Annotated in this window: 19 protein-coding genes; 12 read left to right on the top strand and 7 right to left on the bottom strand. The window is 61.7% G+C overall.

What is annotated here, in order from left to right; translation table 11 throughout:
• The first annotated feature begins 2 nt into the window (after nucleotides 1-2).
• The 3 genes from trmD to HU725_RS17925 all read left to right on the top strand — a co-directional run bounded on the left by trmD (nucleotide 3) and on the right by HU725_RS17925 (nucleotide 1651).
• Nucleotides 3-755 carry a tRNA (guanosine(37)-N1)-methyltransferase TrmD gene (trmD, locus tag HU725_RS17935; protein WP_008094486.1) on the top strand — a complete coding sequence of 251 codons (753 nt, stop codon included), beginning with the start codon at nucleotides 3-5 and terminating at the stop codon, nucleotides 753-755.
• A 42-nt stretch (nucleotides 756-797) separates the two neighbouring features.
• Nucleotides 798-1148 (top strand): 50S ribosomal protein L19, encoded by a 351-nt coding sequence (rplS, locus tag HU725_RS17930; RefSeq protein WP_023629812.1) that lies wholly within the window; start codon nucleotides 798-800, stop codon nucleotides 1146-1148.
• Nucleotides 1149-1243: 95 nt separating this feature from the next.
• Nucleotides 1244-1651 carry an acyl-CoA thioesterase gene (locus HU725_RS17925; protein ID WP_060479325.1) on the top strand — a complete coding sequence of 136 codons (408 nt, stop codon included), beginning with the start codon at nucleotides 1244-1246 and terminating at the stop codon, nucleotides 1649-1651.
• A 3-nt stretch (nucleotides 1652-1654) separates the two neighbouring features.
• Here the strand turns inward: HU725_RS17925 and HU725_RS17920 are convergent, their stop codons facing one another.
• The gene (locus HU725_RS17920; protein WP_186477752.1) at nucleotides 1655-3475 is read right to left on the bottom strand and encodes a cation:proton antiporter; all 1821 of its coding nucleotides are present in this window, start codon (nucleotides 3473-3475) and stop codon (nucleotides 1655-1657) included.
• Nucleotides 3476-3543: 68 nt separating this feature from the next.
• Here HU725_RS17920 and xerD point away from each other — a divergent pair, with 68 nt between their 5' ends.
• The 6 genes from xerD to HU725_RS17890 all read left to right on the top strand — a co-directional run bounded on the left by xerD (nucleotide 3544) and on the right by HU725_RS17890 (nucleotide 9068).
• Complete coding sequence (gene xerD, locus HU725_RS17915; protein WP_186477753.1) at nucleotides 3544-4440, top strand: site-specific tyrosine recombinase XerD; 897 nt, start codon at nucleotides 3544-3546, stop codon at nucleotides 4438-4440.
• A 153-nt stretch (nucleotides 4441-4593) separates the two neighbouring features.
• Nucleotides 4594-5349, top strand: coding sequence for a thioredoxin fold domain-containing protein (locus HU725_RS17910; protein WP_060479322.1), 756 nt, complete (start codon nucleotides 4594-4596; stop codon nucleotides 5347-5349).
• 82 nt (nucleotides 5350-5431) lie between these two features.
• Entirely contained in the window at nucleotides 5432-6736 is a 1305-nt protein-coding gene (locus tag HU725_RS17905; RefSeq protein ID WP_186477754.1) for a homoserine dehydrogenase, read from the top strand.
• Between the two features lie 48 nt (nucleotides 6737-6784).
• Nucleotides 6785-8194, top strand: a complete 1410-nt coding sequence (gene thrC / locus HU725_RS17900; protein WP_186477755.1) for a threonine synthase — start codon at nucleotides 6785-6787, stop codon at nucleotides 8192-8194.
• A 125-nt stretch (nucleotides 8195-8319) separates the two neighbouring features.
• Nucleotides 8320-8709 carry a hypothetical protein gene (locus tag HU725_RS17895; RefSeq protein WP_060478406.1) on the top strand — a complete coding sequence of 130 codons (390 nt, stop codon included), beginning with the start codon at nucleotides 8320-8322 and terminating at the stop codon, nucleotides 8707-8709.
• 77 nt (nucleotides 8710-8786) lie between these two features.
• Nucleotides 8787-9068, top strand: a complete 282-nt coding sequence (locus HU725_RS17890) for a DUF3509 domain-containing protein (protein WP_186477797.1) — start codon at nucleotides 8787-8789, stop codon at nucleotides 9066-9068.
• A 137-nt stretch (nucleotides 9069-9205) separates the two neighbouring features.
• Here HU725_RS17890 and HU725_RS17885 read toward each other — a convergent pair whose 3' ends face one another.
• Nucleotides 9206-10063, bottom strand: coding sequence for a TIGR02285 family protein (locus tag HU725_RS17885; protein WP_186477756.1), 858 nt, complete (start codon nucleotides 10061-10063; stop codon nucleotides 9206-9208).
• Between the two features lie 11 nt (nucleotides 10064-10074).
• Nucleotides 10075-11274, bottom strand: coding sequence for a CaiB/BaiF CoA transferase family protein (locus tag HU725_RS17880; RefSeq protein WP_060478403.1), 1200 nt, complete (start codon nucleotides 11272-11274; stop codon nucleotides 10075-10077).
• A gap of 133 nt (nucleotides 11275-11407) precedes the next feature.
• Here HU725_RS17880 and HU725_RS17875 point away from each other — a divergent pair, with 133 nt between their 5' ends.
• From HU725_RS17875 to HU725_RS17865, 3 genes are all read left to right on the top strand, one after another.
• Nucleotides 11408-11950 carry a YaeQ family protein gene (locus HU725_RS17875; protein WP_186477757.1) on the top strand — a complete coding sequence of 181 codons (543 nt, stop codon included), beginning with the start codon at nucleotides 11408-11410 and terminating at the stop codon, nucleotides 11948-11950.
• 30 nt (nucleotides 11951-11980) lie between these two features.
• Nucleotides 11981-13690: a single-stranded-DNA-specific exonuclease RecJ gene (gene recJ, locus HU725_RS17870; RefSeq protein WP_186477758.1), complete on the top strand. Its 1710-nt coding sequence runs from the start codon at nucleotides 11981-11983 to the stop codon at nucleotides 13688-13690.
• A 224-nt stretch (nucleotides 13691-13914) separates the two neighbouring features.
• The gene (locus HU725_RS17865; protein ID WP_060478400.1) at nucleotides 13915-15021 is read left to right on the top strand and encodes an NADH:flavin oxidoreductase/NADH oxidase; all 1107 of its coding nucleotides are present in this window, start codon (nucleotides 13915-13917) and stop codon (nucleotides 15019-15021) included.
• A 119-nt stretch (nucleotides 15022-15140) separates the two neighbouring features.
• Here the strand turns inward: HU725_RS17865 and HU725_RS17860 are convergent, their stop codons facing one another.
• From HU725_RS17860 to HU725_RS17845, 4 genes are read right to left on the bottom strand one after another with little or no spacing between them, the layout of a single operon-like run.
• The gene (locus HU725_RS17860) at nucleotides 15141-16565 is read right to left on the bottom strand and encodes a gamma-aminobutyraldehyde dehydrogenase (protein WP_060478399.1); all 1425 of its coding nucleotides are present in this window, start codon (nucleotides 16563-16565) and stop codon (nucleotides 15141-15143) included.
• Nucleotides 16566-16582: 17 nt separating this feature from the next.
• Entirely contained in the window at nucleotides 16583-17389 is an 807-nt protein-coding gene (locus HU725_RS17855; protein ID WP_186477759.1) for an ABC transporter permease, read from the bottom strand.
• Nucleotides 17379-18281 carry an ABC transporter permease gene (locus HU725_RS17850; RefSeq protein ID WP_060478397.1) on the bottom strand — a complete coding sequence of 301 codons (903 nt, stop codon included), beginning with the start codon at nucleotides 18279-18281 and terminating at the stop codon, nucleotides 17379-17381. The genes HU725_RS17855 and HU725_RS17850 overlap by 11 nt, the downstream gene beginning before the upstream one ends.
• Nucleotide 18282: 1 nt before the next feature.
• Nucleotides 18283-19323, bottom strand: coding sequence for an ABC transporter ATP-binding protein (locus HU725_RS17845; protein ID WP_186477760.1), 1041 nt, complete (start codon nucleotides 19321-19323; stop codon nucleotides 18283-18285).
• Nucleotides 19324-19339 lie beyond the last annotated feature (16 nt).

The raw sequence follows: 19339 nt of genomic DNA, 5'->3' as shown, positions 1-19339 counted from the left end.
CGATGGGTAACCTTCGCGTAGACGTCATCACGTTGTTCCCCGAGATGTTCTCGGCCATCACTGAGTACGGCATTACCAGCCGCGCGGTGAAACAGGGGTTGCTTCAGGTAACCTGCTGGAACCCGCGGGACTACACCACAGATCGCCACCATACCGTGGATGATCGGCCGTTTGGCGGTGGTCCGGGCATGGTGATGAAAATCAAGCCTCTGGAAGACGCACTGGTTAGCGCCAGGCAAGCGACTGGAGCATCGGCGAAGGTGATCTATCTCTCGCCGCAAGGCCGCAAGCTGACTCAGCAGGCGGTCAAAGGCCTGGCCGAACAGGAATCTTTGATCCTGATCGCCGGTCGTTATGAAGGCATCGACGAGCGTTTTATCGAGGCTCATGTCGATGAAGAGTGGTCGATTGGCGACTATGTGCTTTCCGGTGGCGAGCTGCCGGCCATGGTACTGATCGATGCGGTTACACGGCTGCTGCCCGGAGCTTTAGGGCATGTGGACTCGGCGGAGGAAGACTCCTTCACTGACGGTCTGCTCGATTGCCCGCACTACACCCGGCCTGAGGTGTATGCGGATCAGCGTGTTCCCGACGTGTTGCTAAGTGGCAACCATGCACATATCCGGCGTTGGCGGATGAAGCAGTCCCTTGGTAGGACCTTCGAACGACGCGCCGATCTTCTGGAAAGTCGCTCGCTTTCTGGAGAAGAGAAGAAGCTGCTCGAGGAATATCTCCGCGAGCGGGACGATAGTTAAACGTATCGATGGTGGATCACGTATCCATCTTAGGAGCACAGCATGACCAACAAGATCATCCAGCAGCTCGAAGCAGAGCAGATGAGCAAGGAAATCCCAACCTTCGCACCAGGCGACACCATCGTCGTTCAGGTTAAAGTGAAGGAAGGTGATCGTTCCCGTCTGCAGGCATTCGAAGGCGTTGTCATCGCCAAGCGTAACCGTGGTCTGAACAGCGCCTTCACCGTGCGCAAGATCTCGAGCGGCGTAGGCGTTGAGCGTACCTTCCAGACCTACAGCCCGCAGATCGACAGCCTGGCCGTGAAACGTCGTGGTGACGTGCGTAAAGCCAAGCTGTACTACCTGCGCGACCTGTCCGGCAAAGCCGCTCGCATCAAGGAAAAACTGTCCTGAGTACAGTTTGCCTGGTGGCCTGAGGCCGCCTTGCGAGAAAAAAGCAGCCTTCGGGCTGCTTTTTTGCATTCTGAAACCTGTGAAGAGTGACGCCCATGACCAGTCGAGATCAGGAAATCCAGCGCCGCACCGAGCTTTCGGTGACCCGAGTAACCAAAGCGGTGTTCCCCAACACCACCAACCACCACAACACCCTGTTCGGCGGCACCGCGCTGGCGTGGATGGACGAAGTGTCCTTCATCGCCGCTACGCGCTTTTGCCGGCTGCCGCTGGTGACCGTGTCGACCGACCGCATCGACTTCAAGCACCCGATCCCGGCGGGGTCGATCGTCGAGCTGGTGGGCACAGTGATCAAAGTCGGCAATACCAGCCTGCAGGTGCAAGTCGATGTGTTCGTCGAAAACATGTACCTGGACGGCCGCGAGCGGGCGATTCACGGGGTGTTCAGCTTTGTCGCAATCGACGAAGACAAGCGCCCGGTGCCGGTGTTACCCGGCAGTTGAGCCTCACTGCTCGGGCTGGCCGTCTTGCCGCTGTGGGTCGATCAGCGAAACCAGCGTCCAGCCCGCTTGCGGGGTGAGCGGGGTGTCCGGACACGCGACATGTACCCAGCCGTTGGCGTCGCGGGCGAACAGCAAGGTCGCCCTCTCGCCATGCAGTGCTTGGTACTGTTCCCAGCTGAAAGCTTCAGTGAGCGTAGTACTGAACAGTTCGCCCCCCAAATGTAGGCGGTTGGCCAGTTGCAGGTAGGTCATCGGGCTTGAACCGAGCAGTTGGCCCCTGTGTAGTTCGCTGGCGCGGTGTTTGTCGCTGCGTTGGTTTTCCAGGCCGCTGGCCAGCACGAACAGCCGTTTGTGGCCGAAATCGTGACGAAACCGTGCGCACGCCAGGGCATTGAGTTCACCTGCTGGGGAGAGCCCCAGCAAATGGCCCAGGCCCACCAGGTCCAGGTGGGCGTCGGCGTGCTGGGATGCCGGGTTGCCGAAGTAGGTCGGCAGGCCATCCATACGTGCCGCCCGGATGTTTTCCCAGCTTGAATCGGTCAGCAGCACGCGGCAACCCAGCTGTTGCAAAGCCTTGGCCAGAGTGCGCGCCGGCGGGTTGGCACCCACCAGCAGAAAGCCACTGGGGGCAGGCTCGGCAACCCTGAGCAGGCGCGCCAGCGGCCGGGCGGTAGCGCTTTGCAGCACCACCGTGCCAATGATCACGGCAAAGGTCAGTGGCACCAGCAGCAAGGCCGAGTGGTGACCGGCTTCATCCAGGCGGATGGCGAACACCGCCGACACCGCCGCGGCAACTATCCCCCGCGGCGCGATCCAGGCCAGCAGCGCGCGTTCACGCCACTTCAACGAGGAACCGGCTGTGGAAACCAGCACATTCAACGGCCTGGCCAGCAACTGAATGGCCAGCAGCAGGACGATGACCGCAGGGCCCAGTGAGAACAAGGCCTGCAGGTCAAGGCGGGCAGCCAGTAGGATGAACAACCCGGAAATCAGCAGGACGCTGAGGTTTTCTTTGAAGTGCAGGATCTGCTGCACATCCACTCCACGCATATTGGCCAGCCACATGCCCATCACCGTGACCGCCAGCAGCCCGGACTCGTGGGCGATCTGATTGGCAGCAATGAAGATGCCCAGCACGGCGGCTAGGGAGGCCAGATTGTGCAGATACTCTGGAAGCCACTGCTCGCGCATTACCTGGCCCAGCAGCCAGCCACCGGCTGCCCCCAGCGCACTGCCGCACAGGATGACCCCGGCGAAGGTAATCAGGCTCTGGCTCAAGCCCTCACCGCTGCCACTGGCGATAATGAAGCTGTACACCACCACCGCCAGCAAGGCACCGATCGGGTCGATGACGATGCCCTCCCAGCGCAGGATATTGGCGATCGTGGCGTTGGGCCGGACCACGCGCAGCATGGGCACGATCACGGTAGGGCCGGTGACCAGGGTCAGGGCGCCGAACAGAATCGCCAGCGGCCACTCGAATGCAAGCAGCCAGTGGGTGGCGACGGCGATCACCAGCCATGTGGCCAAGGCGCCGAGGGTGACCAGCCGATGCACCACACTGCCGATATCCCGCCACTGCGACAGATGCAAAGTCAGGCTGCCTTCGAACAGGATCAATGCCACGGCCAGTGAAACCAGTGGCATCAACAACGGGCCGAACAGTGCTTCGGGTGACAGCCAGCCCAGTACCGGGCCAGCAACGATACCGCACAACAGCAGGAACAAAATGGCAGGCAGTTTCATCCGCCAGGCTAGCCACTGGCAGGCCAGCGCCGCCGCGCCGATGCCGCCCACACTCAGAAGTATCTGCTGTTCGTTCATGCGGGCTCCCTATGCCGACGATGTTATGAAAGACTAAGCGCCATTATGTTGTTTGCCACTGTGAATTCATGCCAGCTCTTGACCATCCCCTGATCGACCAGTTCCTCGACGCCCTGTGGCTTGAAAAGGGCCTGTCAGACAACACCCGGGCCTCCTACCGCAGTGATCTGGCCTTGTTCAACGGTTGGCTACAGGAACGCACGGTGGCGTTGCCGGATGCGGGCCGTGATCTGATCCTCGATCATTTGGCCTGGCGTCTTGACCAAGGCTACAAGCCTCGCTCCACAGCGCGTTTTCTGTCCGGCCTGCGTGGGTTTTTTCGCTATTTGCTGCGGGAAAGGCTGGTTGCTGTCGACCCCACTCTACAGGTGGACATGCCGCAGCTTGGTCGCCCTTTGCCTAAATCCTTGTCAGAAGCCGACGTCGAAGCGTTGCTGCATGCACCGGAGCTGGGTGAGGCGATTGGCCAGCGCGACCGGGCCATGCTCGAGGTGCTGTATGCCTGCGGCTTGCGGGTGACCGAACTGGTGGGTTTGACCCTTGACCAGGTCAATCTCCGCCAGGGGGTGCTGCGGGTAATGGGCAAGGGCAGCAAGGAGCGCTTGGTGCCGATGGGCGAGGAGGCAGTGCTGTGGATCGAGCGCTACGTGCGCGATGGCCGCGCCGAGCTGCTCAACGGCCGCCCCAGCGATGTGCTGTTTCCCAGCCAGCGCGGTGAGCAGATGACCCGGCAGACCTTCTGGCATCGCATCAAGCATCACGCTCGGGTAGCCGGTATCGATAAGCCGCTGTCGCCGCATACCCTGCGCCATGCTTTCGCCACTCACCTGCTCAACCATGGCGCCGACCTGCGCGTGGTGCAGATGCTACTGGGCCACAGCGACTTGTCGACCACGCAGATCTACACCCATGTGGCAAAGGCTCGGCTGCAACAACTGCATGCCCAACACCATCCACGTGGATGAATGTTGTTCATGTTCCGCCGACTGGTCCTAGCAGGCCGCTTTATCAGTAGCGTGATGTGATAGTCTTGGGCGGTTTGCATCAAGGGCTGCACGGTCACCGGGTTTTTGCCGCAGCTGACGTTTCCGGCCCTTGTCCGCCTCCAGGAGTTTTCCATGCGCGTGACCCAGTTTTTCGCCGTCGCCATGTTGGCGCTGGCCAGCACCGTTGCCGTTGCCGCGGCCGATAGCAACACCAGCCCCGAGCAGGCCATTCGCAAGTCGTTGCAGAACCTTGAACTCGAAGTGCCCGTGGAGAGCGTCGGCAGCAGCCCGCTCAACGGTCTCTATGAAGTCAAGCTGCAAGGTGGTCGTGTGCTGTATGCCAGCGCTGATGGCCAGTATGTGATGCAGGGCTATCTGTACCAATTGCAGGACGGCAAGCCGGTGAACCTCACCGAGAAGGCCGAGCGCCAGGGTGTTGCCAAGCTCATCAATGGCATTCCTGCCGCCGAAACCGTGGTTTATCCTGCCAAAGGCGAAACCAAGTCGCACATCACCGTGTTCACCGACACTACCTGCCCGTACTGCCACAAGCTGCACGCCGAAGTACCCGAGCTCAACCGCCGCGGTATCGAAGTGCGCTACGTTGCGTTCCCGCGTCAGGGCCTGGGCTCGCCGGGCGATCAGCAGTTGCAGGCAGTCTGGTGTTCCAGCGACCGCCGCGCGGCGATGGACAAGATGGTCGAAGGCAAAGAAATCAAGGCCGCCAAGTGCGCCAACCCGGTCAGCAAGCAGTTCCAGCTTGGCCAGCAGATCGGTGTCAACGGTACGCCCGCCATCGTGCTCGAGAACGGGCACGTCATTCCGGGTTACCAACCGGCACCGCAAGTGGCCAAGCTGGCCTTGGCAGGCGAGCAGGCCGCCAAGTAATTCATTCAGTACGCCGTCGTCATGGGGTGACGGCATGTTTCACGGTCGGTGAAGGCACCGGCCGTTCAATGGGGAGTTCACAGTGAAACCGGTCAAAGTAGGCATCTGTGGGTTGGGGACCGTCGGTGGCGGAACCTTCAATGTACTTCAGCGCAACGCCGAGGAGATCGCCCGCCGTGCCGGGCGCGGTATTGAAGTGGCACAGATTGCCATGCGCTCGCAGAACCCGAACTGCCAGATTACCGGTACCCCCATTACCGCTGACGTGTTCGAAGTGGCGAACAACCCGGAAATCGACATTGTCATCGAGCTGATCGGCGGCTACACCATTGCCCGCGATTTAGTGCTCAAGGCCATCGAAAACGGCAAGCACGTGGTCACCGCCAACAAGGCGTTGATCGCCGTGCACGGTAACGAAATCTTCGCCAAGGCCCGCGAGAAGGGCGTCATCGTCGCCTTCGAAGCGGCCGTTGCTGGCGGCATCCCGGTGATCAAGGCAATCCGCGAAGGGCTGTCGGCCAACCGCATCAACTGGCTGGCCGGCATCATCAACGGCACCGGTAACTTCATCCTCACCGAAATGCGCGAAAAAGGCCGTGCCTTCCCCGATGTGCTGGCCGAAGCCCAGGCCCTGGGGTATGCCGAAGCCGACCCGACCTTCGACGTGGAAGGCATCGACGCCGCGCACAAGCTGACCATCCTGGCGTCCATCGCCTTTGGCATCCCGCTGCAGTTCGACAAGGCCTATACCGAGGGCATCACCCAGCTGACCACTGCCGATGTGAACTATGCCGAAGCGCTGGGCTATCGCATCAAACACCTGGGTGTGGCCCGCCGCACCGCCGAGGGCATCGAATTGCGCGTGCACCCGACGCTGATCCCAGCCGATCGCTTGATCGCCAACGTCAACGGCGTGATGAACGCGGTGATGGTCAACGGGGACGCGGCAGGTTCCACCTTGTACTACGGCGCTGGCGCCGGCATGGAGCCAACCGCTTCGTCGGTGGTCGGCGACTTGGTCGATGTGGTTCGTGCCATGACCTGCGATCCGGAAAATCGCGTACCGCACCTGGCCTTCCAGCCAGACTCGCTGTCGGCCCACCCGATCCTGCCGATCGAAGCCTGCGAAAGTGCCTACTACCTGCGCATTCAGGCCAAGGACCACCCAGGCGTGCTGGCTCAGGTCGCTAGCATCTTGTCCGAGCGTGGCATCAACATCGAGTCGATCATGCAGAAGGAAGCCGAGGAACAGGACGGCCTGGTACCGATGATCCTGCTGACCCACCGTGTGGTCGAGCAGGGCATCAACGACGCCATCGTCGCTCTGGAAGGCCTGCAGGACGTAGTCGGCAAGGTCGTGCGTATCCGCGTCGAACAGCTGAATTAATTTGCCACTCGGGCCGCTTGGCGGCCCTAGCATCGAAGGTTTGCACCCATGCGCTATATCAGTACCCGCGGCCAGGCACCGGCCCTGAATTTCGAAGACGTGCTGCTGGCTGGCCTGGCCAGCGACGGTGGCCTGTATGTTCCTGAAAACCTGCCACGCTTTACTCAGGAAGAAATCGCTTCTTGGGCTGGCCTGCCGTATCACGAGCTGGCCTTCCGGGTGATGCGCCCGTTCGTCGAAGGCAGCATCGCCGATGCCGACTTCAAGAAGATCCTCGAAGAAACCTACGGCAAGTTCGCCCACGCTGCGGTCGCCCCGCTGCGCCAGCTCAACAGCAACGAGTGGGTGTTGGAGCTGTTCCACGGCCCAACCCTGGCGTTCAAGGACTTTGCCCTGCAACTGCTCGGCCGCCTGCTCGACCATGTACTGGCCAAGCGCAACGAGCGCGTGGTGATCATCGGCGCCACCAGCGGTGACACCGGCTCCGCCGCCATCGAAGGCTGCCGCAGCTGCGAGAATGTCGACATTTTCATCCTGCATCCGCATCAGCGTGTGTCGCAAGTGCAACGTCGCCAGATGACCACGCTGTTCGGCGACAACGTGCACAACATCGCCATCGAAGGCAACTTCGATGACTGCCAGGAAATGGTCAAGGCCAGCTTCGCCGACCAGTCGTTCCTCAAAGGCACACGCCTGGTCGCGGTCAACTCGATCAACTGGGCGCGAATCATGGCCCAGATCGTCTATTACTTCCACGCGGCGTTGCAGTTGGGCGGCCCAGCCCGTTCGGTGGCGTTCTCGGTGCCAACCGGCAACTTCGGTGACATTTTTGCCGGTTACCTGGCGCGCAATATGGGCCTGCCGGTCAGCCAATTGATCGTGGCCACCAACCGCAACGACATCCTGCACCGCTTCATGAGCGGCAACCAGTACGTCAAGGAAACCCTGCATGCGACCTTGTCGCCGTCGATGGACATCATGGTGTCGTCCAACTTCGAGCGCCTGCTGTTCGACCTGCACGGGCGCAATGGTGCAGCGCTGGCCGAGCTGATGGCGAGCTTCAAGCAAGGTGGCGGCTTCAGCGTCGAGCAAGACCGTTGGACCGAGGCGCGCAAGCTATTCGATTCGCTGGCCGTCAGTGACGAGCAGACCTGCGAAACCATCGCAGAGGTATTCGCTGCCACTGGTGAAGTGCTCGACCCGCATACCGCCATTGGCGTCAAGGCCGCCCGCGAGTGCCGCCGCAGCCTGGACACACCAATGGTGGTGCTGGGTACTGCGCACCCGGTCAAGTTCCCCGAAGCGGTGGAGAAAGCCGGTGTCGGCAAGGCCCTGGAGCTGCCGGCGCACCTGAGCGACCTGTTCAGCCGTGAAGAACGTTGCACGGTGCTGGCCAATGATCTGAAGGCCGTGCAGGCGTTCGTCAGCCAGCATGGCAACCGCGGCAAGCCGTTGTAAGGGCTTGAGTCTGGCGGCCGCGATGCGGCCGCCAAGACGAGTCTTTGGTTTTTTTGAGAATCGTCCTACATAAGCGCCTGGAAGATTTGCCTAGAGTGACCGCTCCTTGCCCCAAGGAGCGGTTCATGCGCCAGCCCTACGTGCTGATTCACCCTGCACACCCTTCCCATCAAATTCTTCTTCACCAGGCCTGCAACGCCCATGGTTTGTTCAACGTGCGCGTCACACAAGACCTGGCCGATCTGGATACCTGCCTGGCCCGCAAGCCAAACGCCGATTTGCTGATCGTCGAGCATGCCGCGGGCGATGGCCTGGCCTTGCTCGAGCGGGCCAGCAGCAGCCGCGCCGTGTTGTTCGTCGGGCACCCCGACGCGGGTTGCCCCAACCTTGCCGATGAAGCCAGGCGCCTAGGCTTGTGGGTGGTTGCCGATCTCCCTTGGCCACTGCCGGCCGGGCGCTGGCAACAAGCGTTGCAGCGTATTCAAACTGTCACTCGCGCAGGGCACGCTCACTGACACCAGCAAGCGCAGCGAACTTTCCGCTGCGCTTGCTGGTCAGTTCATTCATGTCCACTAATAAGCGAGTGATCCGGATGGAACGAATCTGCAGACTGCTCAACGACGCCCTTACCCCCTATCAGGCCATGCTGGGCGCCCCGGATGCCAATGGCAACCGCCAATTGACCCTCTTTGACGCCCTGGGTGGCAGCGCTTTGAAGCGCACCGTCAGTGCCCGCCAATTACAAGAGCAAACCCTGCTGATCGACCTGGTGGATGGGTTGCATCGAGACCTGCAGATTGTCGAAGGGCGCTTGCAGCCCTGCGTGATCGCTGCCGTGCAGCAGCGTCAGCAGCCTCAGGGAACCTTTGCTTGAGTTACCTTTCCTAACTATCAAGCGCAGTCGGCCGGTGCTCAGCTCCGGTACTGGCCGGTGGGCGCGGTGAGTCCGTCAGGACTTTCGATTGGCCCCGGGCGTCCTCCCCAGCGTCCGGGGTTTCTTTTGTCTGCCGTTCAGCGTTTTTCGAAGAATCTTTTGCTGTCGATCAAGTAAGTTGCCCGCGATTGCGGGTCAAGCCAGCGCGCGTATTGGGCCGGCAGCGTATGCAGCCGTAACGCCGGTAAGAGTTGGTCGATGTGGCTGATTGCAGCATGCCCAAGCGGCGTATCCGAACAGCCCACGTACATGAACTGGTAGCGATCGGTACCTTGGATGGAGTGGAACTGGTAATCGGCCGGCGAGCCTCCCTGTTGCTCAATCAGGTAGCGTAACTCCGGCCAATAGCCCAGCACCATTTGCAGGCGCCCTAACTGCTGCATCTGCAACAGATTTGCCGTGGCGTCATTGCCGTAGTGGCGGCTTAAGGCCGAATCGGGCAGTTGGCGCAAGATCTCATCGACCTGGCTGCTGTAACTGCGTTCGGCGACGATGCCCAGCTTCAACGTCGTATTGCCTAGCAGGCCTTTGAGGTCGAGCTGCCGGTCTTGCAGCCAGTTTTCCAGCAACGCCTGCGAGGTATTGAGCGTCACCACGCCACTGCTGAGCACGCCCAGTGTCGGTTGCGAGAACTGCACGAATTTCGCTCGTTCGGCGGTCCACAGCAGCATGGGATCGCAGGTGAATGTGCGCGGGTCCTGAAGCATCTGCAAGCCGCGCGCGCGGTTTACCCGGACAATGCTATGGTCATACTCGGGCATCTGCTCGATCAGCAGCGGCAGCATTTGATCAATGACCCCCTGGCCTTTCTCCGTGCCCTCGAACACGGTGAACGGCGGCAGGTCGCGCACCAGCCACAGCAGGCGATCCTTGGCCTGGGCAGGCGCAACTACCTGTGCGAGCAGCAATGCGCAGTACAGGGCCAACGAGCGCATGGGGGGCAAACTCAGACAGTGCCCGCCTGGCGCAGGCTGGCAATCGCCGCCGGGTCGTAGCCCAGCGCCGCCAACACGCTATCGGTGTGTTCCCCAAGCGTCGGCCCAACCCAATCGGCAGACCCTGGTGTATCGGAAAGCTTTGGAACGATGCCCGGCATCTTGAACGGCTTGCCGTCAGGCAGCCGTGCCTGCAGGAACATTTCGCGGGCCAGGTACTGGGGGTCGTTGAACATGTCTTCGGCCGAATAGATGCGGCTGGCCGGGACTTCGGCGTCGTTGAGTACCGTCAGCATTCGCTCAAGCGGCACGCTGTTGGCCCAGCGGTCGATCACCCCGTACAGCTCGTCGCGCCGTGCGTCGCGGCCATCATTGCTGGCCAGGCTCGGGTCATCGGCCAGGTCCGCACGGCCGATGGCCTGCATGAAGCGCTTGAAGATGGCATCACCGTTGGCACCGATCTGCACATGTTTGCCGTCGGCGCTGGTGTGGATGGAGGAGGGCGTGATGCCCGGCATGATATTGCCGGTGCGTTCGCGGATGAAACCGAACACGTCGAACTCCGGCACCATGCTTTCCATCATGGCGAAGATAGCTTCGTAGAGCGCTACGTCCACCACCTGGCCCAGGCCGCCGTTGACTTCGCGATGACGCAGCGCCATAAGCGCGCCGATCACGCCCCACAATGCCGCGATCGAGTCGCCAATGGAGATGCCCGTGCGCACCGGTGGGCGGTCGTCGAAGCCGGTGATGTAGCGCAGCCCGCCCATCGACTCACCGACTGCACCGAAGCCTGGCTGATCTTTCATTGGCCCCGTCTGGCCAAAACCCGACAAGCGCACCATCACCAGGCGCGGATTGAGTGCATGCAGCACATCCCAGCCCAGGCCGAGTTTTTCCAGCACGCCAGGGCGAAAGTTCTCGATCAGGATGTCGGCCTCGCTCAGTAGCCGCTTGAGCACTTGCTGGCCTTCGGGATGCTTGAGGTTAAGGGTCAACGACTGCTTGTTGCGCGCCTGCACGAACCACCACAGGGAGGTGCCCTCGTACAGCTTGCGCCATTTGCGCAGCGGGTCGCCGCCGTCGGGCGACTCGACCTTGATCACATCGGCGCCGAATTCGGCGCAGATCCGCGAGGCGAACGGCCCGGCGATCAAGGTGCCGAGTTCGATGACTTTAAGGCCGGCGAGGGGTTTGCTGGGCGTCGACATTGGGCATCCGTGGCAAGTGTTCAGAGCGGTGGTTTTAGCACAGCTCTGTGGCGCCCGATACTGCTGCGGCGCAAGCGCAGGCAGGATCGGGTAGACTAGGTGACTTTTCTCCAAGCACGAAGCCCCGTCGACCATGGCCCAGCCGTCAACCACTTACAAATTCGAACTGAACCTGACCGATCTTGATCGCGGCGTTTACGAAAACGTCCGCCAGACCATCGCTCGTCACCCTTCGGAAACCGAAGAGCGCATGGCCGTGCGCCTGCTGGCCTACGCCTTGTGGTACGACGAGAACCTGTCGTTCGGCCGTGGTCTTTCCGATGTCGATGAAGCGGCGCTGTGGGAAAAAAGCCTGGACGACCGCATTCTGCACTGGATCGAAGTGGGCCAGCCAGATGCCGATCGCCTGACCTGGTGCTCGCGCCGTACCGAGCGCACCAGCCTGCTGGCCTATGGCAGCCTGCGGGTGTGGGAAGGCAAGGTGGTGGGGGCGGTCAAGGGCCTGAAGAACCTGAGCATTGCCGCCGTGCCGCAAGAAGTGCTGGAAGTGCTGGCGGCCGACATGCCGCGTACCATCAAGTGGGATGTGATGATCAGCGAAGGCACGGTGTTCGTCACCGACGACCGTGGCCAGCATGAAGTGCAGCTGCAATGGCTGCTCGGCGAGCGTGGTTGAACCGACTGACATTTGACTGCCGAAGACCCCATGCGTATCGAACCCCGCCCATTACCAACGACCCTACCGTTCCTGGGTAATCTGCCACCGTTGCTGACCCGCCTGTATGCAGCCCGCGGCGTACAGAACGAGGCCGAGCTGGACAAGAGCCTGGCGCGGCTGCTGCCCTATCAGCAACTCAAAGGCATCGAGGCCGCTGTCGACTTGTTGGTCGCTGCCATCGACCTGGGCCAGCGCATCCTCATCGTGGGCGACTTCGACGCAGATGGCGCCACCGCCAGCACCGTAGGGGTGCTCGGCCTGCGCTTGCTGGGCGCAGCCCATGTCGATTACCTGGTGCCCAATCGCTTCGAATATGGCTATGGACTGACACCTGAAATCGTCCAGGTCGCTCTCGAACGTCGGCCAGATTTGCTGGTAACCGTGGACAATGGTATCTCCAGCGTTGAAGGCGTTGCCGCTGCCAAGGCCGCCGGCTTGAAGGTGTTGGTCACCGATCACCACCTGCCGGGCCAACAGTTGCCCGATGCCGATGCCATCGTCAACCCAAACCAGCCTGGCTGCAGCTTCCCCAGCAAGTCACTGGCCGGAGTAGGGGTGATCTTCTATGTGCTGATGGCGCTGCGCGCACGCCTGCGCAGCCTTGGCCGCTACGAGACCCAGCCGCAACCGAATATCGGTGAGCTGCTTGACCTGGTTGCCCTCGGTAGCGTTGCCGACGTAGTGCCGCTGGATGCCAACAACCGCATCCTCGTGCACCAGGGCCTGGAACGTATCCGTGCTGGCCGGGCGCGCCCGGGGCTGAAGGCCATTCTTGAGGTGGCGCGGCGCGACCACCGGCGCATTACCTCCACTGATCTTGGTTTCATCCTCGGCCCACGGCTCAATGCAGCCGGGCGTCTGGACGACATGAGCCTGGGTATCGAGTGCCTGCTGTGCGATGACCCGGCTCTGGCCCAGGCCATGGCGCAACAGCTGGATGAGCTGAACCAGGACCGCAAGTCGATCGAGCAGGGCATGCAGCGCGAGGCGCTGGCCCAGCTCAAGGACCTGCCCGTCGAGTCCATGCCGTATGGCTTGTGCCTATTCGATGCCGATTGGCACCAAGGCGTGATCGGGATTCTCGCGTCGCGGTTGAAGGAACGTTACCACCGGCCGACCATCGCCTTTGCCGACGCCGGCGACGGCATGCTCAAGGGGTCGGCACGTTCTGTGCCAGGCTTGCACATTCGCGATGCACTGGATGCAGTCGCGGCGCGCCATCCGCAGCTGATCAGCAAGTTTGGCGGCCACGCCATGGCGGCAGGCCTGTCCCTGCCTGAAAGCCACTTCCCGGCATTTGCCGCGGCGTTCGACGAAGAAGTGCGCAGGCAATTGCGTGAGGACGACCTGACCGGGCGTCTGCTGTCCGACGGTAGCCTGGCGGTGGAGGAGTTTCACCTCGACCTGGCCAAGGCCTTGCGCAACGCCGGGCCTTGGGGTCAGCATTTTCCCGAGCCGCTGTTTCATGGCGTGTTCCAGCTGGTGGAGCAACGCGTAGTCGGCGAGCGGCACTTGAAGGTGGTGCTTAAAAGCGAGTGCGGCTCCGTTCGGCTGGACGGTATTGCCTTCGGCATCGACCGGGAGGTTTGGCCGAACCCGACGGTGCGTTGGGTGGAGTTGGCGTACAAGCTGGATGTCAACGAGTTCCGCGGTAACGAAAGTGTACAGTTGATGATCGCCCACATGGAGGCGCGCTGAGGGCTTGGGTGTAAGGTTCGAGGTCAAGGGCGGCTGAACGTGGGCGATGCTCGGGTGACCCTCAACCTGGAACGCCCCGCGCACCTTTGGGCGTAACCCAGCGATTGCACGGAACCTTTACCCCCACCAATCTGGTCTAGTCTGGTTAATGACCGGCACCGGGCCAAGGATGTGCTTCTGAGCGTCCGGGCCGATCACCATTGGAGTCCTTGGGAGGTGCCCTCATGAGCCTGCTGCTCGAGCCTTACACCCTGCGTCAGCTGAAGCTACCCAACCGCATCGCGGTCTCGCCGATGTGCCAGTATTCTTCGGTCGATGGCCTTGCCAATGACTGGCATCTCGTACACCTGGGCAGCCGCGCCGTGGGTGGCGCGGGCCTGGTCATCAGCGAAGCCGTCGCAGTGACTGCCGATGGTCGCATCACTGCCGAAGACCTTGGCCTGTGGAACGACGATCAGATCGCGCCGTTGCAGCGCATTACCCGTTTCATCACCGCCCAAGGCGCCGTGCCGGGCATCCAGTTGGCCCATGCTGGGCGCAAGGCCAGTACCTTCAAGCCTTGGCTTGGCAAACACGGTAGCGTGAAGATCGAGGACGGTGGCTGGCAGCCGGTGGGGCCGTCAAAGATCGCGTTCGACCCACAGCACACACCGCCGCGCGAGCTGAGCAAAGACGAAATTCAAGAGGTGGTTGAAGCATTCGTTGCCTCGACCGAGCGGGCACTGAAAGCTGGTTTCAAGGTGGTCGAAATCCATGCCGCCCACGGTTATTTGCTGCACCAGTTTCTCTCACCGCTGAGCAACCAGAGGCGCGACGAATACGGCAGTTGCTTCGAAAACCGCATTCGCCTGACTCTGCAAGTGGTCGAAGCGGTGCGCAAGGTCTGGCCCGCAGAGCTGCCGCTGTTCGTGCGTGTCTCGGCAACCGATTGGGTCGAGGATGGCTGGAACCCGGACGAAACCGTAGAACTGGCGCGCCGTCTGCGGCTGCTGGGTGTCGACCTGATCGACGTGTCCTCAGGTGGCACCTCGGTCAATGCCGAAATCCCTACAGGCCCTGGTTATCAGACCCGCTTCGCCGAGCGTGTGCGCAAGGAGGCCGAGATTGCCACGGGCACCGTCGGCATGATCACCGAGCCGGCACAGGCCGAGCACATTCTGCGCACCGGGCAGGCTGATTTGATCTTCCTCGCGCGGGAACTGCTGCGTGACCCTTACTGGCCGCTGCACGCCGATGACGACCTGGGCGGCAACAAGGCCACCTGGCCTGCGCAGTACCAACGGGCGACCAGCCGGGCCAATCCGATTCATGAGTCGGATCTGCGCGATTAGGTTTTTTTACTGAGGGTTCAAGGCTGTAGTGGGGCGGTGTGGCGCAAATCGAGCGCCGCCCACGCGGTGCTCGAAGCTCGTTGGCATCGAGCACCCCATGGCCCCGCAGTCCCGCCCCGTCAGTGCTTGATCATCACATGCCGCACGCAGGTGTAGTCTTCCAGCCCGTACATCGACATATCCTTGCCATATCCGGAATGCTTCTGCCCACCGTGGGGCATTTCGCTGACCAGCATGAAGTGGGTATTGACCCAAGTGCAGCCATACTGCAAGCGCGCCGCCAGCCGGTGGGCACGACCGGTGTCGCGGGTCCATACCGATGATGCCAGGCCATAATCGGAGTCGTTGGCCCATTCCAGCGCCTGTTCCTCGGTGTTGAAGCGCGTGACCGATACCACCGGGCCGAACACCTCGTTGCGCACGATCTCGTCATCCTGCAAGGCGTCAGCCAGCACGGTGGGCGCGAAAAAGAAGCCGTCCCCCGCAATGGCGTTGCCGCCGGTCACCAGGCGTATATGGGGCTGGGCGATGGCGCGCTGGACCAAACCTGCGACCTTGTCGCGGTGCTGGGCACTGATCAGAGGGCCCAGCTCGGTATCCTCGGCATCCTGCACGCCCACCTTGAGGCTGGAAACCGCCTTGCCCAACTGCTCGACGAAGCGGTCATAGATACCCGACTGCACGTACAAGCGGCAGGCTGCGGTGCAATCCTGGCCGGCGTTGTAGAAGCCGAAAGTACGAATACCCTCGATGGCCGCCTCGACATCGGCGTCGTCGAATACGATAACCGGTGCTTTGCCGCCCAGTTCCATGTGCATGCGTTTCACGCTGCTGGCGGTGGCGCCGATGATGTGGGCACCGGTAGGTATGGAGCCTGTCAGGGACACCATGCGCACCTTGGGATGAGTCACCAGTGGGTTGCCCACCGTTTGCCCACGGCCGAACAGAATGTTGAGCACCCCAGGTGGCAGCAGCTGCTGGGCCAGTTCGCCCAGGCGCAGGGCGGTCAGCGGAGTCAATTCGGAGGGCTTGATGACCACGGTGTTGCCTGCCGCAAGGGCCGGGGCGATCTTCCAGGCCAGCATCATCAATGGGTAGTTCCAAGGTGCGATCGAAGCGACCACACCTAGAGGGTCTCGGCGGATCATCGACGTATGGCCCGGCAGGTACTCACCTGCCGCCGAGCCGCCGAGACAGCGCGCGGCACCGGCAAAATAACGGAACACATCGGCGATGGCAGGGATTTCATCGTTCAGGGCTGCGGCGAACGGTTTGCCGCAGTTCTGCGATTCCAGCCGGGCCAGCTCTTGGCCATGGGCCTCGATGGCATCGGCGATTGCCAGCAGCGCCATCGAGCGCTCTTTGGGGCTGGTCTGCGACCAACCAGCAAAAGCCTGGTCGGCGGCTCGCACGGCGGTATCGACCTGTGCCTCGGTGGCCTCGTTGATCTGTGCCAGGGCGCTACCCTCGGCGGGGTTGAGCACAGTCCATGCCGGGCCTTCGCCGGCTACCAGATGACCGTTGATCAGCATTTTGACTTGCATCGGGGGCTCCTTATGGGTCACTTGCCACTGCCCGCAACGCTTTCGCCGCCACGGGTCAGGTAATAGGCACCGAGAATCGGCAGCATGGTCACCAGCATTACCAGCATGGCAACTACGTTGGTCACTGGCACATCGCGTGGGCGGCTGAGTTGGTTGAGCAGCCAGATCGGCAAGGTGCGTTCGTGGCCGGCTGTGAAGGTTGTCACGATGATTTCGTCGAACGACAGGGCGAAGGCCAGCATGCCACCGGCAAGCAGTGCCGAACCCAGGTTGGGCAGGATGATGTAGCGCAAGGTCTGCCAACCGTCGGCACCCAGGTCCATGGACGCCTCGATCAAACTTTGCGAGGTGCGCCGCAGGCGGGCAACCACGTTGTTGTAGACGATCACCACACAGAAGGTGGCGTGGCCGACCACGATGGTGAATACCCCAGGCTCTATGCCCAGGCTTTTGAACGCCGAAAGCAGCGCAATGCCGGTGATGATGCCAGGCAGGGCAATGGGCAGGATCAGCAGCAGCGAGATGCTCTCTTTGCCGAAGAAGTTGCGCCGGTACAGTGCCGCCGATGCCAGGGTGCCGAGCACCAAGGCTATCAGCGTGGCAAGGCCAGCCACCTGCAGCGACAGTTTGATTGCGTCGAGCACATCGGGCCGGGCGAAAGCTGCGCTGAACCACTTGAGGGTGAAACCTTTGGGCGGGAAGCTGAACGCTGCGTCCTCGGTATTGAACGCATACAGGAAAATGATCAGGATCGGGAAGTGCAGGAACAGCAAGCCGCCCCAAGCCGCCACGCGCAGGCCCATGGATGCTTTTTCAGAGTGCATCGAATGCCCCCAGACGTTTGACGATCGACAGGTAAACCGCGATCAGGACGATCGGCACCAAGGTAAAAGCTGCGGCCATCGGCATGTTGCCGATCGCACCCTGCTGGGCATAGACCATGCTGCCGATGAAGTAGCCTGGCGGGCCGATAAGTTGCGGCACGATGAAGTCACCCAGGGTCAGTGAGAAGGTGAAGATAGACCCGGCGGCAATACCTGGGATCGACAGCGGCAGGATGACCTGGAAGAACGTCTGGCCTGGCTTGGCACCCAAGTCTGCCGAGGCTTGCAGCAACGACGGCGGCAAGCGTTCGAGCGAGGCTTGGATCGGCAGGATCATGAACGGCAGCCAGATGTACACGAATACCAAGAAACGCCCCAGGTGCGAGGTCGACAAAGTACTACCGCCCACGCCCGGTACCGCCAGAATGGCTTGCAGCAGGGCATCCAGATGCAACTGCTGGACGAACCACTGGGCTACCCCACCTTTTGCCAGTAGCAGGGTCCAGGCGTAGGTCTTGACGATATAGCTCGCCCACATCGGCATCATCACGGCGATGTAGAAAAACGCTTTGGTCTTACCGCGGGTGTAGCGCGCCATGTAGTAGGCGATGGGGAAGGCCAGCACAGCGCTGGCCAGGGATACCGCCACAGCCATGGCCAAGGTACGCAGGATGATGTCGAAATTCGACGGGTTCAGCAGCGCGACGAAATTGCTCAGGGTCAGCTGCGGGGTGACCGTCATGCTGAAGTCGTCGAAGGTGTAGAAGCCTTGCCACAAAAGACCCAGCAGCGAGCCGAGATAGATGGCGCCGAACCAGGTCAATGGCGGAATCAACAGCAATGCCAGGTAGAGGTTGGGGCGCCGGTACAACAGGTCGCTGAGCTGGCGCATGTCAGTGGTCCTGGCCCATGAGGGTTTCCTCAAGCGCAGTCATTGCCTCGCGTGGCCAGCGCACCTGTACTGGCTGGCCGACCTGCAAGGGCTGGCTTTGCACCTGCCAGCGGTCGTTGGCTTGGCTGACAGCGATCAACTGGCCGCTGCTCAGCTGCACCTCATAGCGCGTGGCACTGCCCTGGTACTGAACGTCGCGCAGCACGCCCGCTAGCTGAACCTCCTGCACTTGCCCAGGTTGATCCACCAGGCGGATATGCTCGGGGCGAATGGAAAACGGCGTGCGCCTGCCGCAAAGTTGTTCGGCAAGATCACCGCGGATTACGTTCGAAGTGCCGACGAACTCGGCCACGAAGGTGGTGGCAGGCTTCATGTAGAGGTTGCGTGGCGTGTCGACCTGCTCAATGCGCCCACGGTTGAATACTGCCACCCGATCCGACATCGAAAGCGCTTCGGTCTGGTCGTGGGTGACGAAGATGAAGGTGATGCCAAGCTGGCGTTGCAGTTTCTTGAGCTCGCCCTGCATCTGTTCGCGAAGCTTCAGGTCCAGTGCGCCAAGCGGTTCATCGAGCAACAGCACCCGTGGCCGGTTGACCAACGCGCGGGCCAGGGCCACGCGCTGGCGCTGGCCGCCGGAAAGCTGTGCCGGCCTGCGTTCGCCATAGCCTGCCAGGGCAACCATGTTCAGCGCTTGCTCGGCACGGGCCAGGCGTTCGGCTTTGGCCACGCCTTTGACTTTGAGGCCGTAGGCGATGTTGTCGCGCACGTTCATGTGCGGGAACAGCGCGTAGTCCTGGAATACCGTGTTGACGTCACGTTGATAGGGCGGCACCCCTGCAGCCTCGACGCCATGGATACGAATAGAGCCGCTGTTTGGTTGCTCGAAGCCTGCGATCAGGCGCAGGCAGGTCGTCTTGCCCGAGCCGGAAGGGCCAAGCATGGAGAAGAATTCGCCATCTTCGATGTCGATGCTGACCTGGTCGACAGCCTTGACCTCGCCGAAGGTGCGGCAAACCTGGGTGAACTGAACGGCTAGAGGCATACGCAGGTTCCGGAAA

This window comes from Pseudomonas promysalinigenes, assembly GCF_014269025.2.
Lineage (GTDB): Bacteria > Pseudomonadota > Gammaproteobacteria > Pseudomonadales > Pseudomonadaceae > Aquipseudomonas > Aquipseudomonas promysalinigenes.
The sequence above is the reverse complement of the archived record's forward strand: the minus strand, read 5'-3'. Positions and strand labels throughout refer to the sequence as shown.

Coding starts and splice junctions, on each gene's coding strand:
- HU725_RS17885 (WP_186477756.1), bottom strand. CDS start 10,063: ATGCGCTCGTTGGCCCTGTACTGCGCATTGCTGCTCGCACAGGTAGTT.
- HU725_RS17860 (WP_060478399.1), bottom strand. CDS start 16,565: ATGCAAGTCAAAATGCTGATCAACGGTCATCTGGTAGCCGGCGAAGGC.
- HU725_RS17920 (WP_186477752.1), bottom strand. CDS start 3,475: ATGAACGAACAGCAGATACTTCTGAGTGTGGGCGGCATCGGCGCGGCG.
- HU725_RS17910 (WP_060479322.1), top strand. CDS start 4,594: ATGCGCGTGACCCAGTTTTTCGCCGTCGCCATGTTGGCGCTGGCCAGC.
- HU725_RS17875 (WP_186477757.1), top strand. CDS start 11,408: ATGGCCCAGCCGTCAACCACTTACAAATTCGAACTGAACCTGACCGAT.
- HU725_RS17850 (WP_060478397.1), bottom strand. CDS start 18,281: ATGCGCCAGCTCAGCGACCTGTTGTACCGGCGCCCCAACCTCTACCTG.
- thrC (WP_186477755.1), top strand. CDS start 6,785: ATGCGCTATATCAGTACCCGCGGCCAGGCACCGGCCCTGAATTTCGAA.
- HU725_RS17865 (WP_060478400.1), top strand. CDS start 13,915: ATGAGCCTGCTGCTCGAGCCTTACACCCTGCGTCAGCTGAAGCTACCC.
- HU725_RS17925 (WP_060479325.1), top strand. CDS start 1,244: ATGACCAGTCGAGATCAGGAAATCCAGCGCCGCACCGAGCTTTCGGTG.
- xerD (WP_186477753.1), top strand. CDS start 3,544: ATGCCAGCTCTTGACCATCCCCTGATCGACCAGTTCCTCGACGCCCTG.
- HU725_RS17845 (WP_186477760.1), bottom strand. CDS start 19,323: ATGCCTCTAGCCGTTCAGTTCACCCAGGTTTGCCGCACCTTCGGCGAG.
- HU725_RS17895 (WP_060478406.1), top strand. CDS start 8,320: ATGCGCCAGCCCTACGTGCTGATTCACCCTGCACACCCTTCCCATCAA.
- rplS (WP_023629812.1), top strand. CDS start 798: ATGACCAACAAGATCATCCAGCAGCTCGAAGCAGAGCAGATGAGCAAG.
- trmD (WP_008094486.1), top strand. CDS start 3: ATGGGTAACCTTCGCGTAGACGTCATCACGTTGTTCCCCGAGATGTTC.
- HU725_RS17855 (WP_186477759.1), bottom strand. CDS start 17,389: ATGCACTCTGAAAAAGCATCCATGGGCCTGCGCGTGGCGGCTTGGGGC.
- recJ (WP_186477758.1), top strand. CDS start 11,981: ATGCGTATCGAACCCCGCCCATTACCAACGACCCTACCGTTCCTGGGT.
- HU725_RS17880 (WP_060478403.1), bottom strand. CDS start 11,274: ATGTCGACGCCCAGCAAACCCCTCGCCGGCCTTAAAGTCATCGAACTC.
- HU725_RS17890 (WP_186477797.1), top strand. CDS start 8,787: ATGGAACGAATCTGCAGACTGCTCAACGACGCCCTTACCCCCTATCAG.